This is a genomic window from Streptomyces sp. NPDC097981 (assembly GCF_040302565.1).
GTDB lineage: Bacteria > Actinomycetota > Actinomycetes > Streptomycetales > Streptomycetaceae > Streptomyces.
Genome location: NZ_JBEORW010000021.1, coordinates 77,470 through 100,873, shown reverse-complemented (window position 1 = coordinate 100,873; position 23,404 = coordinate 77,470). Strand labels below are relative to the sequence as shown.

General features: G+C 72.4%; 20 protein-coding genes. 12 read left to right on the top strand and 8 right to left on the bottom strand.

All coding sequences use genetic code 11. The features are described from left to right. Positions 1-172: 172 nt before the first annotated feature. The 3 genes from ABTY04_RS21305 to ABTY04_RS21295 are packed head-to-tail and all read left to right on the top strand — an operon-like array spanning position 173 to position 1,868. Entirely contained in the window at positions 173-601 is a 429-nt protein-coding gene (locus tag ABTY04_RS21305; protein WP_352214922.1) for a hypothetical protein, read from the top strand. After that, a complete protein-coding gene (locus ABTY04_RS21300; protein WP_502996686.1) occupies positions 595-873 on the top strand; it encodes a helix-turn-helix transcriptional regulator in 279 nt (92 codons plus the stop codon). Before ABTY04_RS21305 ends, ABTY04_RS21300 begins: the two co-directional genes overlap by 7 nt. Continuing rightward, complete coding sequence (locus tag ABTY04_RS21295; RefSeq protein WP_352214921.1) at positions 873-1,868, top strand: NAD(P)-dependent alcohol dehydrogenase; 996 nt, start codon at positions 873-875, stop codon at positions 1,866-1,868. Before ABTY04_RS21300 ends, ABTY04_RS21295 begins: the two co-directional genes overlap by 1 nt. Positions 1,869-2,018: 150 nt before the next feature. Here ABTY04_RS21295 and ABTY04_RS21290 read toward each other — a convergent pair whose 3' ends face one another. The 4 genes from ABTY04_RS21290 to ABTY04_RS21275 all read right to left on the bottom strand — a co-directional run bounded on the left by ABTY04_RS21290 (position 2,019) and on the right by ABTY04_RS21275 (position 4,531). Beyond that, positions 2,019-2,579: a putative immunity protein gene (locus ABTY04_RS21290; protein ID WP_352214920.1), complete on the bottom strand. Its 561-nt coding sequence runs from the start codon at positions 2,577-2,579 to the stop codon at positions 2,019-2,021. Positions 2,580-2,629: 50 nt separating this feature from the next. Next, positions 2,630-3,412: a crotonase/enoyl-CoA hydratase family protein gene (locus ABTY04_RS21285; RefSeq protein ID WP_352214919.1), complete on the bottom strand. Its 783-nt coding sequence runs from the start codon at positions 3,410-3,412 to the stop codon at positions 2,630-2,632. A 33-nt stretch (positions 3,413-3,445) separates the two neighbouring features. Then, positions 3,446-3,802 carry a PHD finger domain-containing protein gene (locus tag ABTY04_RS21280; RefSeq protein ID WP_352214918.1) on the bottom strand — a complete coding sequence of 119 codons (357 nt, stop codon included), beginning with the start codon at positions 3,800-3,802 and terminating at the stop codon, positions 3,446-3,448. Between the two features lie 123 nt (positions 3,803-3,925). Further along, a complete protein-coding gene (locus tag ABTY04_RS21275; protein ID WP_352214917.1) occupies positions 3,926-4,531 on the bottom strand; it encodes a GOLPH3/VPS74 family protein in 606 nt (201 codons plus the stop codon). 488 nt (positions 4,532-5,019) lie between these two features. Here ABTY04_RS21275 and ABTY04_RS21270 point away from each other — a divergent pair, with 488 nt between their 5' ends. After that, the gene (locus tag ABTY04_RS21270) at positions 5,020-6,324 is read left to right on the top strand and encodes a ferredoxin reductase family protein (protein ID WP_352214916.1); all 1,305 of its coding nucleotides are present in this window, start codon (positions 5,020-5,022) and stop codon (positions 6,322-6,324) included. A 14-nt stretch (positions 6,325-6,338) separates the two neighbouring features. Beyond that, positions 6,339-6,611 carry a hypothetical protein gene (locus ABTY04_RS21265; RefSeq protein ID WP_352214915.1) on the top strand — a complete coding sequence of 91 codons (273 nt, stop codon included), beginning with the start codon at positions 6,339-6,341 and terminating at the stop codon, positions 6,609-6,611. A gap of 215 nt (positions 6,612-6,826) precedes the next feature. Here ABTY04_RS21265 and ABTY04_RS21260 read toward each other — a convergent pair whose 3' ends face one another. Further along, positions 6,827-7,498 (bottom strand): MerR family transcriptional regulator, encoded by a 672-nt coding sequence (locus ABTY04_RS21260; protein WP_352214914.1) that lies wholly within the window; start codon positions 7,496-7,498, stop codon positions 6,827-6,829. 134 nt (positions 7,499-7,632) lie between these two features. Here ABTY04_RS21260 and ABTY04_RS21255 point away from each other — a divergent pair, with 134 nt between their 5' ends. Next, complete coding sequence (locus tag ABTY04_RS21255; RefSeq protein WP_352214913.1) at positions 7,633-8,982, top strand: YhgE/Pip family protein; 1,350 nt, start codon at positions 7,633-7,635, stop codon at positions 8,980-8,982. Between the two features lie 72 nt (positions 8,983-9,054). Here the strand turns inward: ABTY04_RS21255 and ABTY04_RS21250 are convergent, their stop codons facing one another. After that, a complete protein-coding gene (locus ABTY04_RS21250) occupies positions 9,055-9,822 on the bottom strand; it encodes a DeoR/GlpR family DNA-binding transcription regulator (protein WP_352214912.1) in 768 nt (255 codons plus the stop codon). Positions 9,823-9,982: 160 nt separating this feature from the next. Between ABTY04_RS21250 and ABTY04_RS21245 the strand changes: the two genes are divergently transcribed. Both ABTY04_RS21245 and ABTY04_RS21240 read left to right on the top strand, forming a co-directional pair. After that, on the top strand, positions 9,983-11,212 hold the full coding sequence (locus ABTY04_RS21245; RefSeq protein ID WP_352214911.1) for an MFS transporter: 1,230 nt from the start codon (positions 9,983-9,985) through the stop codon (positions 11,210-11,212). Positions 11,213-11,379: 167 nt separating this feature from the next. Further along, the gene (locus tag ABTY04_RS21240) at positions 11,380-13,323 is read left to right on the top strand and encodes a S41 family peptidase (protein ID WP_352214910.1); all 1,944 of its coding nucleotides are present in this window, start codon (positions 11,380-11,382) and stop codon (positions 13,321-13,323) included. A gap of 136 nt (positions 13,324-13,459) precedes the next feature. Here ABTY04_RS21240 and ABTY04_RS21235 read toward each other — a convergent pair whose 3' ends face one another. Further along, positions 13,460-13,978 carry a hypothetical protein gene (locus ABTY04_RS21235; protein ID WP_352214909.1) on the bottom strand — a complete coding sequence of 173 codons (519 nt, stop codon included), beginning with the start codon at positions 13,976-13,978 and terminating at the stop codon, positions 13,460-13,462. A 132-nt stretch (positions 13,979-14,110) separates the two neighbouring features. On the opposite strand from ABTY04_RS21235, the gene ABTY04_RS21230 reads away from it, so the two are divergent. Further along, on the top strand, positions 14,111-17,287 hold the full coding sequence (locus ABTY04_RS21230) for an AfsR/SARP family transcriptional regulator (protein ID WP_352214908.1): 3,177 nt from the start codon (positions 14,111-14,113) through the stop codon (positions 17,285-17,287). A 39-nt stretch (positions 17,288-17,326) separates the two neighbouring features. On the opposite strand, the gene ABTY04_RS21225 is transcribed toward ABTY04_RS21230, so the two are convergent. Then, a complete protein-coding gene (locus ABTY04_RS21225; protein ID WP_352214907.1) occupies positions 17,327-18,271 on the bottom strand; it encodes a nucleoside hydrolase in 945 nt (314 codons plus the stop codon). Positions 18,272-18,474: 203 nt separating this feature from the next. On the opposite strand from ABTY04_RS21225, the gene ABTY04_RS21220 reads away from it, so the two are divergent. From ABTY04_RS21220 to ABTY04_RS21210, 3 genes are all read left to right on the top strand, one after another. Further along, complete coding sequence (locus tag ABTY04_RS21220) at positions 18,475-19,890, top strand: amidase (RefSeq protein WP_352214959.1); 1,416 nt, start codon at positions 18,475-18,477, stop codon at positions 19,888-19,890. 162 nt (positions 19,891-20,052) lie between these two features. Next, positions 20,053-21,603: an alpha/beta fold hydrolase gene (locus tag ABTY04_RS21215; RefSeq protein ID WP_352214906.1), complete on the top strand. Its 1,551-nt coding sequence runs from the start codon at positions 20,053-20,055 to the stop codon at positions 21,601-21,603. Positions 21,604-21,615: 12 nt separating this feature from the next. Then, the gene (locus ABTY04_RS21210; RefSeq protein WP_352214905.1) at positions 21,616-23,208 is read left to right on the top strand and encodes an alpha/beta fold hydrolase; all 1,593 of its coding nucleotides are present in this window, start codon (positions 21,616-21,618) and stop codon (positions 23,206-23,208) included. Positions 23,209-23,404 lie beyond the last annotated feature (196 nt).

Here is a 23,404-nt window from a genome sequence, read left to right as displayed (position 1 = left end):
TGAGCCGAGCGTGCCGGACCGGCGCGATCCCCCGTCCCAGCGTGGCACGGAGGCACTTCGTCGGCATTCCGGTGCGCGCACGGAAGTCAAGAATGCTTGACATGGTGTCGCCACTGCTTGACACTCCGAATGTCTGGTTTTCTTGACACGGCGTGGGGAGCGGGGAGTGGCGATGGCAGTCGAGGAGAAACGCGCCTGGAGCATGCTGGCGGTCACCGTCGGGTCGTACGCGGTGTACCTGTGGATCGTGCTGGGGCGCCCGGCAGGAGTGTCGTTGGCCCGCGCGCCCTATGCGGGAGCCCTGCTGTGGACGGTCGGCCTGTCGATCGCCGCGTCCATCGCCGCACACATCGCGATCACCGCCTTCTCGCCGAAGGAGGAGAACGCCAAGGACCAGCGTGACCGGGAGATCCATCGCTTCGGCGAGTACGTGGGGCAGTCGTTCGTCGTGATCGGGGGAGTGGCGGGCCTGCTGCTCGCGATGGCCGAGGCCGCTCCGTTCTGGATCGCCAACGCCATCTACCTGGCCTTCGTCCTCTCGTCGGTGCTCGGCTCGGTGGTCAAGGTCATCTCGTACCGGTTCGGGTTCCATCCGTGGTGAAGCCGACGAGGGTCACCAACACCATCCGGGCCCGGCGTTTCGAGCACGGCGAGATGACCCAGGCCGAGCTCGCCCGCCGGATCGGAGTGAGCCGCCAGACGGTCATCGCCATCGAACAGAGCCGCTACTCGCCCTCGCTGGAGATGGCCTTCCAGATCGCCCGGGTGTTCGGGGTCCCCCTCGACAGCGTCTTCCAGTACGAGGCCCCCGGCGGCGGCGGCACGAACGGCACGGGCACGAGCGGCAGTACCGGCAGCGAAGGGGGCAGCTGATGAGAGCCATCGTCCAGGACGTGTACGGACCGCCCGACGTCCTGCGCCTCGAAGAGATCGACCGGCCCCTCCCCGGGCCCGGCGAGGTGCTCCTGCAGGTGCACGCGGCCGGCCTCGACCAGGGCGTCTGGCACCTGATGACGGGGACGCCGTACGCGATCCGCGCGGCGGGCTTCGGCCTGCGGGCGCCCGGACAACGGGTCCGCGGCATGGACGTCGCAGGCTGCGTGGAGGCCGTCGGGCCGGGCGTCACCCGCTTCCGGCCGGGCGACGAGGTGTACGGCACCTGCGCCGGCTCCTTCGCTGAGTATGCGTGCGCCAAAGAGGACGAGCTGGCTCCGCGGCCGGCCCGGCTCACACCCGAAGAGGCGGCCGTCGTCCCGATCTCGGCGTGCACGGCCCTCCAGGCCCTGCGCGCCGGCCGGTTGGAGCCGGGAGGACGGGTCCTGGTGATCGGCGCCTCGGGCGGTGTCGGCACCTACGCCGTCCAACTGGCCCGGGCACTGGGAGCCGGACACGTCACCGGAGTGTGCAGTACTCCCAAAACGGACCTGGTCCGCTCCCTCGGTGCCGACGAGGTCGTGGACTACACCCGCGAGGACCCCGTCGACGGGATCCGCCGCCACGACCTCGTCCTCGACATCGGGGGCAACCGTCCCCTCCGCCGCCTGTGCCGGGCCCTCACCCCGCGCGGGAGCCTGGTCATCGTCGGCGGGGAGACCGACGGCCGCTGGATCGGCGGCCACGACCGACAGCTGCGGGCCCTCGTGCTGTCGCCCTTCACACGCCGGCGCCTGCGCGGACTCACCTCCAGGCCGCGCCCCGAAGACCTGCGCGTCCTCGGGGGGCTCATCGAGTCCGGTGCGCTCACCCCGGTGGTGGACCGTACGTACCCGCTGGCCGAAGTACCGGACGCGATACAACGCCTGCGGGAGGGCGGCGTACGAGGCAAGACCGCGATCCGGGTCGGGGGCCCGTCCGCACACGGCGGATGATGCGCGGAACCCGGGGCCGCCGGGAGCCGCCCGCATCGGGGGAAGTCGTGATGGCGACGTCCTTCGCCGCCCGGCCGCCCGCCACTGCCTGTCCGGAGGACTCCTCGCGCCTGATCCGGCAGGACCACACCATCCCGGTGGTGCCGCTGATCAGCCGGTGGCGTCGTGTGCCCGCCCTCGGCCGCGGAGAGCGGCGTCGAGTTCGCGCATGAGCTCTCCCACGCGCCCGCCGCCGGGCGGCGCTGCGGGCAGTCGGCCGAGCACCGCGGTGACCGCTGCGGGCGCGTGACGACAGGCCCACTCCAGGGTCCCGGCAGCGATGTGCCGGTCCTCTGCGAAGGCCAGCTCCTGTGCCCGGGCCGCATGCCCGGCCGCACCGAGAATGTGCTTCACCTGATGCGCGCTCGCCTTGGGATGAAGGTACGCGGCGGCGGCCGCGTGGCAAGCCGCTCGCGCCGCGTCGACCGCAGGGGGCGAAACGGCTTCCCCTGCCGCCCTGTACGCCGCCCACCCGCTCTGCCGCAGAGCATTCGTGCGCCGGCCGCCCCCGCCGAAGGCTTCTGCCGCTTCGATGGCTTCGCGGGGGCGCGGGTCGGCGGGAACACTCTGTTCGAAGATCGACAGCACCCTGCGCGCGCAATCGGCCGCGTAGCCCGCTATCTCACGAAGTTCGTGCTCGGTCAGTTCGATCCTGCCTGGTTCGGTGGCCACCCGTCCATCCTGCCGCAGGCCGCCGGTCCCTGCGCCGGAGAACCCGGCCATCACTCCCCGAACGCGCCGTGCCGCCCCGCGCCCGAGGCGAACCGTCCCGCACCCGCCTGGGTCTCCCCCGCGGACAGCGGCACCAGGCCGTGCCGGTACTCGCCGGCCAGTGCCTCCGCCTCGTCCAGGCCGTGCTGCTCCAGGACGGACAACCTGTCGTGGCGCAAGCACTGTTGGGGGAACGCGGCGATCTCGCGGGCGAGCGCCTCCGCGGCCGGGCGGGACTGCCCCGTGGGCACCACACGGTTGGCGAGACCGATTCCGTGCGCCTCGGCGGCGGGGACCGGACGGCCCGTCAGGGTCAGGTCCATGGCCCGGCTCTCGCCGATCAGACGGGGCAGCCGCACCGTACCGCCGTCGACCAGCGGCACTCCCCAGCGGCGGCAGAACACCCCGAAGACCGCGTCCTCCTCCACGACCCGCAGATCGCACCAGAGCGCCAGCTCCAGGCCCCCGGCCACCGCGTGCCCCGCCACGGCAGCGATCACCGGCTTGCCCAGCCGCATCCGGGTCGGCCCCATGGGCCCGTCCCCCGAGGCGAGCACACGATTGCCCCGCTCGGTGCCGATGGCCTTGAGGTCGGCGCCCGCACAGAAGGTCCCGCCCTCGCCCCAGAGCACGGCGACGGACGCCTCCTCGTCGGCCTCGAACCGGCGGAAGGCACCGGCGAGCAGTGCCGCCGTCGGACCGTCCACGGCATTGCGGACCCCCGGTCGGCTCAAGATCACCGTGTATACCGGTCCGTCCCGCTCCACCCGCACCGCGGCCTGCTCATCCGCCATGCCGTCCGCCCCCTCCCGCTCGCGGGTCCCCGCTCACCGGCCGTCCTCGGTGAGGGGGCCGTAGTGGTACGTGAGTTCCCTCCAGGTCAGCGCGCCGCCGGGCTGCTCCTCCTGTCCGGGGCGGGCGAACCGCGCCATCCGCCATGCGCCGCGGTTCGGCCCGTCGCCTAGGCGCGTCCACGCGTCGAGGTCGGCGTCGAGAACACGGGTGGGACCGTCCTCGCCGGGATCGGTGTCGTCCACGGGGGACCAGTGGCGCAGGTCGGGGCGCTGAGCCCGCCGTTCTTCGTAGGCGGCGGCCCGGGCCATGAAGTCTCGGCCGCCGGCCGGGGCACGTCTGACGTGTTCCAGCTCGTAGGCATGGGCGAGGCTGGTGAGCGTGTGGCGCATGTGACCAGCCTAGAAGTTCGCGCCGTGCTCCGGGAGGCGGTCCGGCGATCTGCTGCGATCCGGCCTTCGCACGGCCGCCTGCGCGCCGGGGGCCAGGGCCCCGGCCGCCGGGTCGGACACCGGTCAGGGACCTCGCCAGACGTTCGCGAACGCCGCCTTCTCGATGGACCGCCTCTGGCGTACGGCCTCCAGTTCCATCACCGCGTCATTGACGATGGCCAGCACGGTCGTGACCGCTTCGTCGTCGAGGTCCGGCTCCTCTCCGGACGGCTCGCCCTCCATTCCCACGACCGCCGCGAGGGCGGCGAGGACGGGCTCGTCCGCCTCCCGGCGGGTCAGGGCCTGCCGGCGAGCCGGTGAATCGACCAGTTCCATCCGTTCCGCCCCGAGGAGCAGCCGGCCGCTCCGTCCCGGGGCCAGCTGACCGTCCGCCTCCAGCGCCGCTTGATAGGCCGCGGAGAGGTCGCGGCCTCTGCGCCACAGCCAGTCCTCGACCCGCTCGTAAGGCGCCTGCCGGGTGAGGGCCGCCGACGCCTCGTTCAGGAGGCGGTCCTCCAGCGTCGTCTGCAGGCTCGGCACGATGCCGTCCCCGTCCAGCGTGACGGCCTGCGCACCGATGAGATCGATCAGCTCCGCTCCCGCGAGCGCGAGCGACAGATCGCCCTGTCCCACGGAACGGTTCGGCTGCGGGTCCATGGCGATGATGAACAGGTCTTTCGCCGTGGTCATGAACGGCTCCCCTCGAAGTCATCGGCAGTGGTGCGTCCGGCCTCCGCGGCCTGGAGTTCCAGTATCGCCCCCGGCTCCGTGGAAGACGGCGGAACGGATCTTTCGCCGGAAGGTAAAGAGTTCTCCAGGCGTGCGTACGGGTGTGGTAGGCGAGAGGCCCGCCAGGCCTGTACTGCATGAATGCAAATCCGGACCAGCTGATTCCGTATGGCGCCGGCGAGGCGAAGGAAGGCGTTGATAGCTCACTTAAACGGACATAGTGCTCAAATTTGCGTGCTCGGTAGAAGTGATTCCGCGTACACCGACATTGCCTGCGGCGAGCGAATTTGCACATAGTTGCCGTTGCCACGCCCCTGCCGGTCGTCTTCGGCACCCGCCGGAACGACAGGCAGGGGCGTGCCGATCACCGAGCGAAAGGGACTTGGCATGACTCACCCGGGCACTCCTGCCGGCCGCTCGGCCGCCGCCCCCGGCACGGCGGGGCCCAGATGAAGACCGCCCCCGAGCGGCTGCGCGCAGGCCTGGCCGCCGGAGCGGCCGTCGTCACCCTGCTGTGGGCCGCCCAGGTCCGTCTGTCCGCCCGCCCCGAGGAGCTCATCGGGGCGGCCGCGCACCTCACCGGCCTGCTGGCCGGCTACGGGGTCCTCGTCATGCTCTTCCTGATGGCGCGCGTTCCGGCGGTCGAGCACGGGGTGGGGGCCGACCGCCTCGCCCGCTGGCACGCCTACGGCGGCCGCCGGGTCCTGCTCCTGTGCGCCGCCCACGGGCTCTTCGCCGTTCTCGCTGCCGCCCTGCGCGGCGGGACCGACGTACTGACCGCCACCGGAGCCCTGTTCCGCTACCCCGCCGTCGCCGCCGCGTTCGTGGGAGCCGCCCTGCTGGCAGGTGTGGGCCTGTGCTCCGCCCGGGCCGTGCGCCGCAAGGTCTCGCACGAGACGTGGCGCGGCATCCACCTGCTCACCTACCTCGCCGTCGCGCTGGGCTTCGTCCACCAGCTCGCCGGCCCCGACGTCTGCGTCACCGCCTTCACCACCTGGTTCTGGGCGCTGCTGCACACGGTCGTAGGCGTACTGCTCGCCTGGTACCGCGGGATCGTCCCGGTCCGCCAGGCCCTGCGTCACGGGCTGCGCGTCGCCACCGTCGAACCCGAAGGCCCCGGTGTGGTCTCCGTCACGATCGAGGGCGGCAGGCTCCGCGAACTCCAGGCCGAGCCGGGTCAGTTCTTCCGCTGGCGGTTCCTGAGGGGCGGTCTGTGGCACACCGCCCTGCCCTTCTCCCTCTCCGCCCCTGCCCGCGACGACCGCCTCCGCATCACCGTGAAGGCGCTCGGCGGGCACTCCCGGAGGGTCCGCGGGCTGCGGCCCGGTACCCGGGTCCTCGCGACGGGCCCGTTCGGTGCGCTCACCGAGCGCCGGCGCACCCGCCCGAAGGTTCTGCTGATCGCCGGCGGCATCGGGATCACTCCGATGCGCGCCCTCTTCGAGTCCCTGCCCGCGGGCCCCGGCGACCTGACCCTGCTCTACCGCGCGGGCGAGGCCGGTCAACTGGTCCTCCGCAGCGAGCTGGAGGCCATCGCGGCAGACCGCCAGGCCGCCCTGCACTACCTCGTGGGACGTTCCGACGCCGCGTACGACCCGCTCGCGCCCCAGGCCCTGCGTGCGCTGGTTCCCGACCTGTCCGACCACGACGTCTACCTCTGCGGGCCGCCCGGCATGGCCGATGCGACGACGACGGCGCTGATCAGGGCGGGTGTCCCCGCAGCCCGCATCCACACCGAGTGCTTCACCTACTGAGGGCCCGATCTCCCATGAACTGGTATTCCACGCCCCGGGAGCCCGTCCGGCCGGGCGAAACCACCCCGAGCCCGGCTGCGGCGGACCTGCCGCCGTACCCGCCGACCGCCGGGCCGCTCCCGAGGGCCCGCCGGGCGGCCGCCCGGCACCGGAAGTCCTCGCCCTCCCGGTCGCTCGTCGCCGGGCTCGCCCTGGTGAGCGTGCTGAGTGCAGTGGCCATCACGATGACCGTCGACCCGGCCGCGCCGGCCGCGAACGGCAAACCGCACCCGCAGTCCGAGCGCTGAGCGCCGGGGGAGTCCGGTGAGCGCGCCGTCCGGCTCCGCCCGTGTGACATGAGCCTGCACGGCCGGCCCGAACACGTCTGCGTCTGCGTCGACGGCCGGCCGCGCACGTACACCTTGTGTGCAACCCGGGTGTACCGGCGCGAGGACGGCGAGTGGAGGGTGGCCCGCCGTCACCGTGACCGGATGACCGGACCCGCGGTCACCGTGCGAGAGCGCTACCGGGGCGCCGTGATCCCGGCACCGTCGCCCGCGACGCGGCGCCGGACCTGGTCCTCCTGGGCGAGACGCCGCAGCAGTTCGAACACCGGGGCGCAGATCGCGAAGACGATGACCGCCCGCTCGGCCAGGGCCACCGGGTCGTCGAGGCCCGCCGCGCGCTCCAGATCCAGCCGGGCCACCGACTCGGCCAGTCTCGCGTACGCGGCGAGCTCGCCCGGGGCGTACTGCGCGTCCAGCCGCCGCAGCTCCTTCATTGCCGCCGTCAGCCCCTTCACGTGCGGCGAAGTGCCGGGCGCCTGCCAGTCCAGGGCCGTGAGCAGCTCCGCCACCTCGGCTCCGGCGGCCGCGTCGGCCTCGGCCTCCTCCTCGTCGCTCGCGGCGGGCTGGGCCGCCAGTGGCACCGGAAGGGCGTAGCTGACCGCTCCGAGGGCGCCCTCGGAGGTGTCGGCCTGGTCGACGGCGCCGAGGACCTCGCGGGTGGCGGCGATGGACAGGCCGCCGAGCGTGGTCAGCGCCTTGATCAGCCGCAGCCGCTCCGCGTGCTCCTCCCCGTACTCCGCCAGTGTCGCGGCGGTCGCCCTCCCCGCGGGCAGCAGGCCCTGCCGCCGGAAGTACTTGATGCTGGCGACCGGCACGCCGGTACGCCGGCTGAGCTCCGAGATCTTCATACGGCTTCCCTGCTGGTCACGCGGTCCCGCGTCCGTCGTCGTCGATTGGACACCACAACAAGATACTGCCACTATCCAGTAGCTGGATACTTTTGGTATCCAGTCAAAGGAAACGTCGCCGCACCGGAGAATCGATGCCTCACCCCACGCCCCCCTCCGTGCTCCGCCGACCCAAGCTGTGGATCGGAACGGGACTCATCGCCGCAGTGGTCTCGATGGTGTTCGCCCTGCTCTACGTGGGCGGCAACGTCAACCCCCGGGGCAACCTCCGGGACCTGCCCGTGGCCCTCGTCAACACCGACGGCGGAGCCGACGCGGGCGGCCGCCACGTCAACCTGGGCGAGCAGATCGTCGCGGGTGTCCAGAAGGCCGCCAAGGGCGACAAGAGCATCGACTGGCAGGTCGTCAGCCGAGAGGAGGCCGACAAGCGGCTGGGCAAGGGCAAGGTCTTCGGCGCCCTCGTCATACCCAAGGACTTCAGCGCCACCGTGACCGCGCTCGGCTCCCCGCAGCCCGCGCCGCAGGGCAAGGCCGCCCCGCCGACCCTGACCGTGCTGACCAACCAGTCCGCCGGCAGCATCGGCTCCTCCATGTCCTCCCAGGCCGCCCAGAAGGCCGCCCACGCCGCCTCCGCCCAGCTCGGCCAGGAACTCCTCAAGCAGGCCGCGGCCCAGAAGACCCCGCTCCCGACCGCCGCCCAGCTCAAGCTGGCCGACCCCGTGACCGTGACCGTCGCCGACGGCCACCCCGTCGGCTCGCGCAGCGCCATGGGCCTGAGCGCGTTCTACTACGCGCTGGTCCTCGTCGTCTGCGGCATGCTCGGGGCCAACCTGGTCAACTCCCAGGTCGACACGGCCCTCGGCTACCTGCACACCGACTACGGCCCGGTGCGCAAGCGCGAGCCCGTCCAGCACACCAGCCGCGTCCGCACCCTGGCCATCGGCATGGCGCTCATGCTCGGCACATCGCTGGTCATGGGCACCCTGGTCGAGGTCGCCACCGTCGCGATCCTCGACATGGACGCCTCCCACCTGGGCCTGCTGTGGCTCTACTCCGTCGCCACCATCGCCGTGGTCGGCATCGGCAGCCTCGCCCTGTTCGCCGCCTTCGGCACCCCCGGCATGCTGCTGGCCACCATCGTCTTCGTCGCGATGGCCGTCCCCTCCTCCGGCGCGACCGTGCCGCTCCAGGCGCTGCCCGGGTTCTTCCGCACGCTCTCCCACTTCGAGCCGCTGCGCCAGATCACCGAGGGCATGCGCGCCATCCTCTACTACGGCGCCCAGGCCGACGCGGGCCTGACCCGGGCGTGGGCCTCGATGGGCATCGCCCTCGTCGCCGCGCTGGTCTTCGGCTTCGCCGTGACCCGCCTCTACGACCGCAGGGGACTGCACCGCATCCCCCGGCCCGACGCCGGCACCGGTGCCCCCGACGGGACCCCGGAGCCCCCGGCGTCCCCCGAGACCGCAGCACCCGCCACGGCCTGAGACAGCCTCGGACGGCTGTGACCCCGCCCCGCTTCCCGTCCCGGGAGGCGGGGCGGCGTTGTTCCCACCGGGTCACCCGTCCGCCGGGTGCACGACCTCCACCCCGTGGTCGCGCAGTTCCCCGACCACGGGGGAGTCGCCCGGCGCGTCCGTGACGACGAGGGCGATCTGCTCCATCGAGCAGATGCGGCCCAGCGCCGTACGCCCCAGCTTGTCGGCGGTCGCGACCAGGACCACCCGCTGCGCGGCGGCCACCGCGGCCCGCTTCACCTGTACGTCGTCGAGGTTGTAGGCCGTGGCCCCCTGCACCGGGTCGACACCGCAGCAGCCCAGGACGAAGGTGTCGAAGCACAGGTCCTTGAAGGTCTCGACAGGGGTGTGGCCGTAGAAGGAGAGCTCCTCGGGGCGCACTTGGCCGCCCGGCAGCAGCAAGCGGATGCCGGAGTGCCCGGAGAGGGCGAACGCGGCGTGCAGGGAGAGCGGGGTGACCGTGAACTGGCGGCCGGCCATGGCCCTGGCGACGGCCACGGCGGTGGTGCCGGTGTCCAGGGCCACGGTCTCGCCGTCGGTGAGCAGTTCCACCACGGTGCGTGCGAGCCGCTCCTTGGCCTGCACTCCGGACAGGGCGCGGATCGCGTAGGGCGGTTCGACGCCGCCGGGGAGGTTGCTCACGGCGCCGCCGCGCACCCGGCGCAGCGCTCCCCGGGACTCCAGTACCTCCAAGTCCCGGCGGACGGTCATCTCGGACGCCCCCGTGGCCTGGGCCAGCTCGGCCACGGTCGCGCGGTTCTGCTGCATGAGCAGCTGCACGACGAACTTGTGCCTCTCCATCACGTTCATGTGTCTGCTTTTAACACAAAGCGCGGTCGCGACGGGCGTTGCGCACATGCGATCTGTTGAAACGAACACATGATGTGCGTACTGTGCGGTTGGTCATGTGAACTAGCCCCCGATACGAACGCCACTCACGTTCATTCGGCCACGAATGATGAGGAGAACGATGTCCGCCACCAGTGGGGCCGATCTGCCCGAAGCGGGAAAGCCCCTCCTCACCACCGTCGCGATCACCGCCTCGTGCGTGGCGTTCGCGGTGATCGGTGCCCTGCAGGCGCTCTACGGTCCGGCGATACCTGCCCTGCGCGAGCAGTACGGCATCAGCCCCGCGGTGGCCGGGCTCAGCCTCAGTGCCCACTTCGTCGGCGCACTCCTGGGCGTGCTGATCTACCACGTTCTGCGCGGCCGCCTGAACAACCGGGTACTGCTCGGCGGCTCCTATCTGCTCATGGCGGCCGGCGCGGCGGCCTTCGCGTTCTCACCGGACTGGATCCCGGCCCTGGCGGGCGCCTTCGTGACCGGCCTGGGTTTCGGCGGCATCGACTACGGCCTCAACCAGCTGTTCGCCGTCGGCTTCGGCCGCCGCAGCACCGCCATGCTCAACCTGCTCAACGGGCACTTCGGTATCGGCGCCATCGCCGGCCCGGCACTCATCGGGTGGCTCGGGGCGGACCGGTACCCGGAGATCTTCCTCGGCATCGGGGTGGTCTGCCTGCTGATCCCGGTCACCCTGGGCGGGGTGGCCGCGCGCGAGCCGGCGCCGGCCGCGGTGGAGGGCGGGGCGGCGGCCGGGGCCCGGGTGCTGCCGGTCATCGCCGTGTTCATCGGCGTCTACGTACTGCACGTCGCCATCGAAACCGGCGTCGGCGGCTGGGAGCCCACCCATCTCGAAGCCGTCGGGTACGGCGCCGCCACTGCCGCCACCGCGACCTCCGCCTACTGGGCGGCGATGACCATCGGCCGGTTCGTGGTCGCCCCCCTCAGCCTGCGCTGGTCCGCACCGTCGATCCTGACCGTCTGCTGCGCGGGCATGGCGGGCTTCCTGGCCCTCGCGGCCGTGCCGGCGCTCGCCCCGTACGCGTACTTCGGCGTCGGCCTGATGATCGCGCCCATCTTCCCGACCTGCCTGCCCTGGCTGAACCGGGCCGTGCCCGGTGTGGCCGCGGCCGGCGCCTACGTGATCGCCGCCTCGATGATCGGCGGGGTGGCCTTCCCGCCGCTCCTGGGCGCGGTGATCGACACCATGGACGTCAAGACGGTGCCGCTGGTGCTGCTCGGGCTCGCCGCCGCGTGCGCGGCCATGAGCGTGTGGCTGCGCGGCAACGCCTCCGATCCCGACGGCGTGATCGGCCTCCGCGAGGCGGGTGCGGTCCGGACGGACACCCACGCCACATGAGGCGCACAAGGAACACCGGCCGCACGAGTTACGTCAGGCACCCGGGAAGTCAACGCACCGGCACGCCCGTTCGGGCGAAGAACTCGTGGACGACTCATCGCGAAGGGCTTGGCACCCGATAACTGACGGCGACAGCACCGAGATCCGTCCCACCCTCAGGAGCCGCGATGACCGACACGGCCGAACGGACCATCCCAGACTTCCTCCCGAACGCGGCCGAGCCGGTACGCGAGCACCTGGCAGCCTCCACCGGCCTGGCCACCTTCCTGCAGGGAGCCGGCGCGCTCACGCTGGACGAGCGGCGGCTCATCGCCGCCCAGGCGCTGGTCATGCTGGAGCAGAACTACGTGCACCTGCCGCTCAAGTCGGCGATGTACGCCGTCAATCCGCCCCAGCGCCTGAGGCTGCTCATCCACCGCATGGAACGCCAGACGCCCCAGACCATGCCGCCCGAATGGATGTTCCACGCCGAGATGTCGGAGATCTTCCACTCGGTCAGGGACCTGCACACCAACTACCTGCTCCCGGAGCCCTTCGTCGGCAAGATCGCCTTCCTGCCGTTCCTCGTCGACCGGTACACGGATGGGCAGGGCGCCCACTTCATGGTCACGCACGTGGCCGAGGGCTTCTCCGCCCCGGGCTTCAAGCCGGGCGTCGAGATCACCCACTGGAGCGGCATCCCCATCGCCGACGCCGTCGACCTCAACGCCGCCCGGTTCGCCGGCAGCAACCCGGAGGCCCGCCGCAGCCGAGGTGTGCAGTCGCTGACCCTGCGACCGCTGCGCATCCACCTGCCCCCGTTCGAGGAGTGGGTGAACGTCAGCTATCTCGACGAGGACGGCACCAAGCGCGAGTTCCGGGAGAGCTGGCGGATCGTCGACAACCTGCCCACCTTCGTCGACGCGGACTCGGCGAGCAGCGTGGCGGCATCCCAGGGGCTGGACCTCGAAGCCGACGAGATCGGCCGCGCCAAGCTGCTGCTGTTCGCCACGCACGTCCTCGCCCAGACCAGGGCCGCCGAGGCCGGCGAGCCCGCGCCCGCTCTGCGCGCCGGGGAGATCGCCACCACACTGCCGGAGGTCTTCCGGGCCAGGGAGGTGCAGACCTCTGCCGGCACCTTCGGCCACCTGCGGATCTTCACCTTCAGCGTGGACGATCTCGATGCATACCTCCAGGAACTCCTGCGGCTGATCAGCCTGTTGCCGGACCGGGGCCTGATCCTCGACGTCCGGGACAACGGCGGTGGCCTGGTCCTCGCGGCCGAGCTGGCCCTGCAGCTCTTCACGCCCCGCCGGATCACCCCCGAGCCCGTGCAGTTCGTCAACACCCCGCTCAATCTGCGGATCTGCAAGAGGCACCAGGGCGACCAGCAGATCGATCTCGGTGCGTGGGTGCCCTCCATGGACCAGGCCCTGGAGATCGGGGCCGTGTTCTCCGGCGCCTTCCCGCTCAGCCCCGAGGACGCCGCCAACTCCATCGGCCAGCAGTACTTCGGGCCGGTCGTGCTCGTCACCAACGCCCGCTGCTACTCCGCGACCGACATCTTCTCCGCCGGTTTCCAGGACCACGGGATCGGCCCGGTCCTGGGCACCGATCAGTGCACGGGCGCGGGCGGAGCCAACGTATGGACACAGGAGCTCCTCACCACCCTCCTGGCAGGCGATCCCGGATCGCCGTACGCACGGCTGCCCAAGCAGGCCGGCATGCGCGTCGCGATCCGCCGGACCCTGCGCGTACGCGACAACTCGGGCACGCCCGTCGAGGATCTCGGCGTCACGCCCGACGAACTCCACCGCTTGACGCGCGCGGACCTGCTGGAGGACAACGCCGACCTGCTGGAGCGGGCCGGCCAGATCCTCCGGGGCCTGACCCCGCACGCCGTGTCCATCACGGAAGCCTCCACCGACGACGGCGCCCTGCGGCTCAAGGTGAAGGCCAGCAACATCGACCGGCTGGACGTGTACGTCGACCAGCGGCCCCGTGCATCGATCGACCTCTCCGACGGCCAGGCCGACGTCACGGTGCCGGACGCCGCCGCCGCGCAGTCCGCCCGGTTGGAAGGGTTCGCGAGCGGTCGACTCGTCGCCAGCCGGACCGAGCAGTTCCGGTAGCCGTCTGCCGGGCGCCCCTGCCCCGGCCACCTCGTGCATTGCACGGGTGCCGGGGCGGGGGCGGCGGACGGTCTCACCCCGGTTCCGCCCCCCCGTACGCACCGCGCCCCCCGTACGCGGCGCCCCGGCCCTGCGGCTACGGGCGGGCCGTGACGCCCATGGAGCCTCCGCCGCCGAAGAAGACGGTGCCCGTGGGCCAGCCCGACCAGCTGTTCACGGCACCGGCGGACACACCGACCCCGGTGCCGCCCCACTTCGTCTCCGACCACTTCTCCTCGCCGTTCGCGGCCCTGACCCGTGCGTAATACGTCTTGTTGGTCTTGTTGGAGTACGCGTTGGCCCACGCGCTCCCGTCCGTGGCGACGTGGACGGCCACCCAGTCGCCCGTCCACCACTTGTCGCCGTTGTAGGCCATGCGGCACATCCGGTCGTTCTCGCCCACTTCGTTGATGCAGTACCGCTCACGGACGCTCAGTACGGACGCCCCGGACCCGGAGGCGGCGGTGGCCGCCTGCGCCGGTACGGCCAGTGCCGCACCGAGCAGCGCGAGCGAACTCAGGGCGGTCACGGCGAACTTCGTTTGCACGACGGATTCCTCCCGTTCCATGCCGCCCGCCCCGGTGAGGTCCGAGGCGGCGTCGGCGTTCTCGGGCACGACACTGCCGAGCCCCGCCCCGGTTCCGCCCCGGTTCCGCCCTGGTTGCGCCATGGCCGGGACCCGCCCCGGGCGGTTGGTGCGCCCTGCGGCCGTCTGGCAGGGTGGGGCGGTTGTCCGGCGGACGGGGGCGTGGAACCGGTGGAACTGAAGGTGTTGGGGCCGTTGGAAGCGGTGGTCGACGGCTGCCCGGCGGCCCTGCCCGGCGGTCGCGCCCGGGTCCTGCTCGCAGTCCTCGCCCTGCACCAGGGCACACCGGTGTCCGTGGAGCGGCTGACCGACGCCGCCTGGGGCACACGGCCGCCGGCCACGGCCCGCGCCCAGGTCCAGGCGATGGTGTCGGCGCTGCGCCGTGCCCTCGTCGTCGCCGACGGCAGCGGCAGCGGCGAAGGTCCGGCGCCGGCGACGTCGACAAAGGCGATAGGGACGCAGGGCGCGGGCTACCTCCTCGCCGCCGAAACCGTGGAGACGGATCTCGGCCACTTCGGACGCCTTGTCGGCCAGGGGCGCGCGGCGGCGGCGGAGCAGTGCACGGGGGAGGCGGTGCACCGGCTGCGGGCAGGGCTCGCGCTGTGGCGCGGTCCCGCGTTCGACGGACTGCCCTCGTCGGTGCTGGAGGCCGAGGCCACGCGCCTGGGCGAGGTCCGGCTGGAGGTCCTCGAAGAGTGTCTCGGCCTCGAACTGTCGCTCGGGCCGAGGCCGGACCTGGTCGCGGAGATCGGTGCCGTCGCGCGCGCCCACCCGCTGCGCGAGTCGGCCCACCGCCTGCTGATGCTCGCCCTGTACGGGGCAGGCCGGGCGGCCGAGGCGCTGACCGCTTTCCAAGAGGCACGTCGCGTCCTGTCCGACGAACTCGGGGTGGATCCCGGCCCGGCGCTCCAGGAGCTGCACCAGCTGATCCTCACCGACGGCCCCGTGTCCCCCGCATCCTCCGGCCTCGCCGGGCCCGCTCCTGCGGTGCGGTATCCGGCGCCGACCGTCCTCCCGTCGACGTCCCCGTCTGCGGCGGCGGAGCCTTCCGCGCCGGGGGCACAGCCGCCGTCCGGCACCCCCGCGCTCCAGCGGGTCCGGCTGTTCGGGCGGGACGCGGACGTGAACGCCCTGACGGGCACCGTCGCCGCCCGCCGGCTGGTGACCCTGGTCGGCCCGCCCGGCGTCGGGAAGACACGGCTGGCCCTCGCCGTCGCCGACCGGGCAGGCGCCGTGTTACGGGACGGCGGCCGGGCAGTGGAGCTGGAGTCCGTGAGCCGCGCGGAGCTCGTCCCCGCGGCAGTCGTCGAGGCCCTGGGGTTGCCCGCCGGGCCGGGCCGGCCCCTCCTGGACGCCCTCTGCGCGGGCCTGGCCGGACACGAGATGCTGCTCGTCCTCGACAACTGCGAGCACCTCGCGGACGCCTGCGCGGACCTCGTCGACACCCTGCTCTCGCGCTGCCGCGGGCTGCGCATCCTCGCCACCAGCAGGGAGCCGCTGGCGGTACCGGGCGAGACCGTGCACCCGGTCGGGCCGTTGGACGTGCCGGCGCGGGACACCCCGGAGGCGGTCCTCGCCTCGGCGGCGGGCCGTATGCTGGCCGACCGCGCGGCCGCCCAGTCGCCCTCGTTCGCCCTGACGGCGCTGACGGCGCCGGCGGCGGCCCGGATCTGCCGGGCCGCCGACGGACTGCCCCTCGCGTTGGAACTGGTCGCCGCACAACTGCGCGTGTTCTCCCTCGCCGACGTCGCCGCCCGCCTCGACCGGCAGCTGGAACTCCTGGCGCGGCGCCGGGCCCGCCCCACCCGGCACAGTTCGCTGCGGGCGGCGATCGACTGGAGCCACCGGCTGCTGACCGACGAGGAACGGGTGGTGTTCGCCCGGCTGTCCGTGTTCGCCGGCGGGTTCACCGCGGAGGCCGCGCAGGCCGTGGCCGCACCGTCATCCGCCCGTAGCGTGGAACCGGTCCTGCGCGACCTGGTGGAGCGTTCCCTCGTCGTCGTCGACCACGACACCGATCCGGTCCGCTACCGGCTGCTCGCTGCGGTCCGGGAATACGCCGGGGAGCGCCTGGAGCCCGCCCCGGGTGCGGATGCCGGTACGGGTGCGGGGCCGGGAGCGGCCACGGAGCCGGACGCCCGGACGCAGATCCGCCGCCGTCATGCGGAGTACTACCGTGCGCTCGGCACCCGCGCCGAGTCGGCGGCCCCGGGCGGTGCGGACATCGTCCTGAGGCGCCGGCTGCGCCGGGAGCTGCCGAACCTCCGGGAGGCCCTCGCCTGGGCACTGGGTTCCGACGGTCCGGAGGCGTCCCCGGCGGACGGCTCCGATCCGGTTCTGGGAGCCGATCTCGTGGGCGCAGTGGCCTGGCTGTGGGCCGGTCTGCCGCGCGAGGGACTCCACTGGGTACGGCGGGCGTTGGACGGGCTGGCGCATGCGGGACCCCCGGGCCCGGCATCGCCGGCACCGCTCGCAGCACACCGGAACGTGCTCCATGCGGCAGGCATGATCTCCTTCAGCGTCGACCTGGCCGACTCCGCGGCCACACTGGGCGAAGCCGCCCGGCTGGCCGCGCAGTCCGGCGACTTCCGGCTCCAGCTGGAGGCCCTCGCCCAGCTCTCCGTCGTCCGCTGTCTCCAAGGCCGTGCGGCGGAAGCCCTTGCCGTCGCCGAGGCCGTCCTGCCGCCCGTGCTGCAGTACGGCACGGAGCACGCGGCCGCCAGGGCACGCACGGCGGTCGCCATCGCGCACTGCGGCCTGGGGGAGTTGGCCCGAGCGGGCGCCGAGCTGGCCCGGGCCGAGGAGGTCCTGGTCCGCGCCGGAGCCCGTACGGACCTGGCCACGACCCGCTGGGCGCAGTCCGAGGTCGCGTACTACGCCGGTGACCCGGAACGCGCCGCGGCCCTCTCCGAGGCGGCGCTTCGGGACACGGCCCTGGGCGACGACCTGTTCACCTCCGTGTGCCGACGGTCCCAGCATGCCCGCAACCTCCAGGCCGCCGGCGACCCGTACCCCGCCACCCGGTGGCTGACCGCGGTCCTGCGCGACTGTCTGGAAGCCGGCCTGTGGATGCCGGCGGTGGACGCCCTCACCAGCGCTGCCCGTCAGGAGGCCGCGGAGGGACGCGCACAGCGGGCGGTCGCCCTGCTGGCCGCGTGCGCGCAACTGCGCGAACGGACGGGCCGGCAGCCCGCCCCCGTCGAACTCCCCTTGCTGCGCGAGCTCGACGAAGCCCTGCGCGCCGCCCTCGACGAAGCCGACCACACGGCAGCACACAAGGCCGGCGCGGCCCTGACCGCGGAGCAGGCCCTCGAATACGCCCTGGCATCCGCGCCGTGACGTCGGGTACGCCCTCCACCCCACGGTCCGGCGGCCCGGTCAGGCCGTGCGGTCGCCGAGAGCCGTGACCGCGGCGACCATCCGGTCCCAGAACGGGCCGGTCTCCAGCGTGACCGCGACCTGTGCGTTCACCGGTCGGTCCAGGTACCGGTGCAGGTCCACGACGGTGGCTCCCCGTGTGTAGCGTCCCTGCAGCTCGACGACGACATTGGCATCCACGCAGTGCACGATGCCTGGGTCGATCACCCGGGCGACCGCGACCGGGTCGTGCAGTGGCGGGGCCTGGAACCCCCACAGCGTGCGGTAGGTGGATGCGAAGTACGTCAGCAGCTCGGCGCAGACACGTCCGAGGCCGGTGCCAAGGCCCTCGAAGCGGGCGACGATCTCGGGCGTGGCCAGCGCTTGGTGAGTGACGTTCAGGCCGCACATGGTGAGGGGCACACCACTGCGGAAGACGATGTCCGCGGCTTCCGGGTCGGTCCGGATGTTGAACTCGGCAGCCGGGGTCCGGTTGCCCCGCTCCGTCGAGCCGCCCATGAGCACGATCTCCCGGATCCGGTCGGCGGCCCCGGGATGGCGCGTCAGCAGCAGGGCGATGTTGGTCAACGGCGCCGTCGGGACGAGGGTGACCGGCTCCGGGTATGCGGTCAGGATCCGGTACATGAGGTCCACCGCATGCTCGGGTACCACGTCCACCGTGGGTTCGGGGAATCGCGGGCCGTCGAGGCCGGACACGCCGTGCACGTCGTCCGCCACGGTCAGCGCCTGAACCAGGGGTCGTGCGCAGCCGGCCGCGATGGGCACATCGGTGATGCCCGCGACGGTGCAGACCCGGCGGGCGTTCAGGGTGGTCTTCGCGAGGGTCTGATTGCCCGCAACCGTGGTGATGGCCAGCAGATCGACCGCGGGGTCACCGGCCGCAAGCATGATCGCGAGGGCGTCGTCGTGTCCGGGGTCGCAGTCGATGATGATCGGTACGGGCACGGACTCTCCTGCGCAGGGGGACCGCTGACCCCGACAGTGTGCCGCTCCGGCACCCTCGTGGCCAGGAGGCGTTCGGGCCGGGCGCGGGTGACATCCGATCCGACGAGCGCGGCCCAAGGATCGGGCAGCCGGACCCCTCGCGTGTTACTTGGCAGTAAGGAATGATGGCAGTGACCATCCACACGGCGGGGGCTGAGGCAGCGGTGACGACTTTCGACGACGATGCCAGGGTGCACGCTTTCCGGGACGACGCACTGGGAGAGCACGACGCAGTCGGTCTCGCTGCGGCGATCCGGCGCGGTGACGTTTCCGCAGCCGAGGCGGCCCGGGACGCGCAGGCGCGGGTACGGGCGGTCGAGTCGCGGCTGAACGCGGTCCAGGCACACATCGACGTTCCGGCGCACGCCGCCGGAACGGGCGGCGCCTTCGCCGGCGTGCCGACCTTCGTCAAGGACAACACCGACTACCGGGGAATGCCCACGGGCCACGGCAGCGCGGCCTTCCGCCCGAGGGCGGCGCGGCGGCACGCGCCGTTCGCCCGGCAGTTCCTGAGCAGCGGCGTCACGGTGCTGGGCAAGACCCGGCTGCCCGAGTTCGGGTTCAGTCCGACCACCGAGTACGAAGGCGCAGAACCGGTCCGCAACCCGTGGCACACGGGCTACTCGGCCGGCGGTTCGTCGGGCGGTAGCGCAGCGCTTGTCGCAGCCGGAGCGGTTCCGATCGCGCACGCCAACGACGGTGGTGGCTCGATACGGATACCCGCCGCCTGCTGCGGACTCGTCGGACTCAAGCCGACCCGCGGCCGGGTCGTGGCGAACGCCCAGAGCCGCCAACTGCCGCTCGACATAGTCTCCGACGGGATCGTGAGCCGCTCCGTACGGGACGCGGCCGCCTTCCTCGCCGCCGCCGAGACGTACTGGCGGAGTCCCAAGCTGCCGCCCCTGGGCCTGGTCGAAGGCCCCTCGGGGCAACGGTTGCGCATCGGGTTCCTGCTGGACTCGCCGAACGGAGTCCGCTCCGACCCCGCCACCCGTGCGGCGGTCACCGAGACCGTGGCGGCCCTCGAACGGCTCGGCCACACCGTGGAGCCGGTGGAGCCGGCCATCGACCCGAGCTTCACCGACGACTTCCTCACGTACTGGGGGATGCTGTCCTTCCTCCTCGGCGTCACGGGCCGGACCCTGGGCACGGACTTCGACCGGCGCCGCATGGACGGCCTCAGCCAGGGGCTGCGCGAGGCGTACCTGAGGAACTGGCAGCGCACTCCCGGCGTGCTGCGGAGGCTGAAGCGTACGAGGGAGGCGTACGCAGCGGCGTTCCGCGGGCTCGACCTCGTGCTGTCGCCCGTGCTCGCCCACACCACGCCGCGGATCGGCCACCTCAGCCCGGCCGTTCCCTACCTGACGCTGATGGAACGGATCCTCGCGTACGTGACGTTCACCCCGGTCGACAACGTCGTCGGTACGCCGTCGATCTCGGTGCCCACGACGAGCGCGACGCCGGACGGGCTGCCCATCGGCGTCATGCTCTCCGGCCGACCTGGAGCCGAACGGAAGCTGCTGGAGATCGCGTTCGAGCTGGAGGCCGACCGCCCCTTCCGGCGTGTCCAAGACATCTGACACCGCCGCCCGCCATGTGATTGCTTCCTGCATCCAGCCGACGGCTGCCGGAGTGCGTGCGTCCGCACCGCGCGGTACCGTCGAACTGCGCGCGTTCCGCCCACACTGCCGCGGCTTGGGCCGGCTGGGCAGCCGTAGACGTCGGCAGAGGAACGGAATCCCATGACACACCACCGCCTCAACGCGGCGGCTGCCGGGGCTGCTCTGGCCTGCCTGGCAGTGTTCGGCTCGACACCGGGCAGTGCCGCCTCACCACCTGCTCACACCGTCGGCCCCAGCCCGGCGGCTCCGGCGCGATTCGTGGCCGGCCCCTGTCCGAAGACGGCCGAGCCGATCGCCGCCCTGAGCACGGCACGGTGCGGTTTCCTGGAGGTACCCGAGAACCGCGGCCGGCCCGGCGGCCGGACCGTCAAGCTGGCCGTGGCGGTCATCCCGGCCGACTCGGCGAAGCCCGCCGCCGACCCCGTGGTGTTCATGGCGGGCGGCCCAGGTGGCGACACGTTCGACGATATTCCCTTCCTGGTCGAATCCGGCCTGAACCGGGGCCGCGAACTGATCATCATGGCCCAGCGCGGAAATCTCCACGACCGGCCGAACCTCGCCTGCCCCGAGATCGACCGGTTCAACGAGCAGGCCGTCGGGCTGGGTTACGACGCGGCGTCGGCTGAGCGGCTCATGCTGGACGCGGTGAAGAAGTGCCGGGACCGCCTGGCGGCCGACGGGGCCGACCTGAGCGCCTACAACTCCACCGAGAACGCTGCGGACTTCGCCGACCTGCGCAAGGCACTGGGCATCCGCCAATGGAACGTCTACGGCTACTCCTACGGCTCCGACCTGGCCCTCACCTACCTGCGCCTGCACCCCGAGGGGATCCGCGCGGTGGCGATCGACTCGGTCACACCCCCGCAGAGCGCGGTCCTGCCGTGGGGCTGGAGCAGCGCCCGGGAGGGGATCGACAACATCCTGAAGGCGTGCGCGGCCGAGCCCCGCTGCAAGAGCCGCTACCCGGACCCCATGGGCACGTTGACGGAACAGGTGCGCAAGCTGGAGGCCCAGCCCCTGACGCTCAACGCCCGTCCGCCGAACGGCGGAAACCCGGTGAAGGTCGTCCTCGACGGCGGCGCGGTGCTGAACCTGCTGGTCGCCAATGCCATCAAGCCCAAGGACCTCCCGGCGGCGATCGACGAACTCGGCCGCGGACGTCCCGACCGCTTCGCGAGGGCCCGCGCGGCCGACTCGGTCCAGCCCGTCGGGGAGACGGCCCACGGCCTGACGCAGTCGGTGGCGTGCAGCGAGTGGGCGCCGGGAAGTACGGAATCCGACGTGCTGAAGGCAGGGCGCCGGGCCTTCTCCGGCTGGCCGGACACGGTCCTGGCGCAGGTACCGCAGCTGCCCTTCCAGTACGGGATGTGCCGGATCTGGGATGTTCCCGACCGCGCCGCCGTCCAGCGGGTGGCCACCGCCGGCGCGGTGCCGACGCTCCTCCTCTCCGGGACGTTCGATGCGAAGACCGGGGCGAGTTGGGCGAACGAGGCCGCCCGTACGCTGTCCCGATCGACCTCCGTGCGGATCCCCGGAACCACCCACTGGGTGGTCCCCCAGTCGCCGTGCGCCCAACGCGTGCTGGCCTCGTTCCTCGTCCGTCCGACCGCACCCGACACCGGTTGCGCGGCCGGTCTCACACCGCAACCTTTCACGATCACCCCGAAGTGACCGGGAGGACAGATGGCTTCCCACCACGCGCCCCGCCGTCGGCGCGCCGTTCGACGGATCCAGGCCGCCGGGGCCGGTGCGGCGACCGGGCTCCTCATCACCGGCCTGCTGGCAACGCCCGCCCGAGCGCAGGACGACACCGGAGGGCCGATCGGGACGACGGCCGGGAAGGCGGGCGACGCCCGCTACGAGCCCGGCCCCTGTCCGAAGACGCCGGAGCCGGTTGCCGCGCTCGAAGGGGCCCGCTGCGGGACGCTCACCGTGCCCGAGAACCGCACCAGGCCGGGCGGTCGCACGATCAAGCTGGGCGTCGCGATCGTGGCGGCGGTCACCGCGAACCCGAAGCCCGACCCGATCGTGTGGCTGGCCGGCGGACCAGGCGACGACGCGGTCGGCGAGGCGAAGATGGCGATCGACGGCGGCCTGAACCGCGACCGTGACGTGATCTTCATGTCCCAGCGCGGCACGTACTCGGCCGACCCGGAGCTCCTCTGCCCCAACATCGATGAGTTCAACGCACGCGCGGTCGGCCTCGTCTACGACGCGCCGTCCACCGAGCGCCTGCACGTCGAGGCCACGAAGGCCTGCCGCGACAAGCTGGCGGGCCGCGGGATCGACCTGAGCGCCTACAACGACACCGAGAGCGCCGCCGACTACGCGGACCTGCGCGCCGCCCTGGGCATCAAGGAATGGAACCTGTTCGGCATCTCCTACGGCACCCACCTGGCGCTCGTCTCCATGCGCCAGCACCCGGAGGGACTCCGCTCGGTCGGCATCGACGGCATCCTGCCGCCGTCCAGAGCGGGCTCGGCCCTGACCTGGAGCAGCGCCCGGCAGGGCTTCGACGGCCTGTTCAAGGCCTGCGCGGACCAGCCCGCCTGCAACAAGCGGTACCCCGGCCTGCCGGCCACTTTCGACCGGCTCGTCCGACAGCTGGAAGCCAAACCGGTCACGACCACCGTCACGCTGCCCGGCAGCCCCAAACCGGTGAAGGTCGTCCTGGACGGCGGGGCACTGGTGAACTGGATGACCTCCGCCACGCACGTGGCGCCGCAGGTACCCCTGGCCCTCGACGAGCTGGCCCACGGCAAGCCGCAGCGGATCGCCCGGCAGTGGGCGGGCGGCAAGCTCAGCCCCCAGGCCATGGGGCGGGTCGCGCACGGGCTCGGCTACGGCATCTTCTGCAGCGAGTGGACCCCGTACGAGAGCCAGGAGCAGGCGCTCCGAGGAGGACGGGAAGCGTTCCCGTCCTACCCCCGCTCGGTACAGGCCCAGGCTCCGCAGCTCACCTTCCTCCGCCCTGACTGCGCTGCCTGGAACGTCCCGGCGGCGCCGCGCTCGATCCGGGACGTCACGCGCGGCGACATCCCCACCCTCGCCATCTCGGGCGGGTTCGACTCCCAGACCGGCGCGGACAACGGGCCGTACGTCGCCCGCACGCTGAGCAAGGCCAAGGTGGTCACGGTCCCCTACGAACCCCATGTGGTCTTCGCTTCGTCACGGTGTGCGCAAGAGATCACCGTCTCGTTCTTCGACAACCCGACCGCCCCGAAGACCGGATGCCTCCGAGGTCTCAAGTCGCCCCGGTTCGAGGTCGGCCCCTGAACGGCGAGACCCCGACTGCCTGGTGCTGCGCACGTACGACCCCGTCGTCTCCCGAGCCGTGTTCGACCAGGCGGCGGTGCTTCCAGGCCTGGGGCCCGGCCAGTACGTCTTGACGGCGATCCGCGCGGCAGAAGCAGCGCCCGGGAGCCCGGCACACCGCCTGACCTGGGATCGGTCACACTTTCGTGCCGCCATC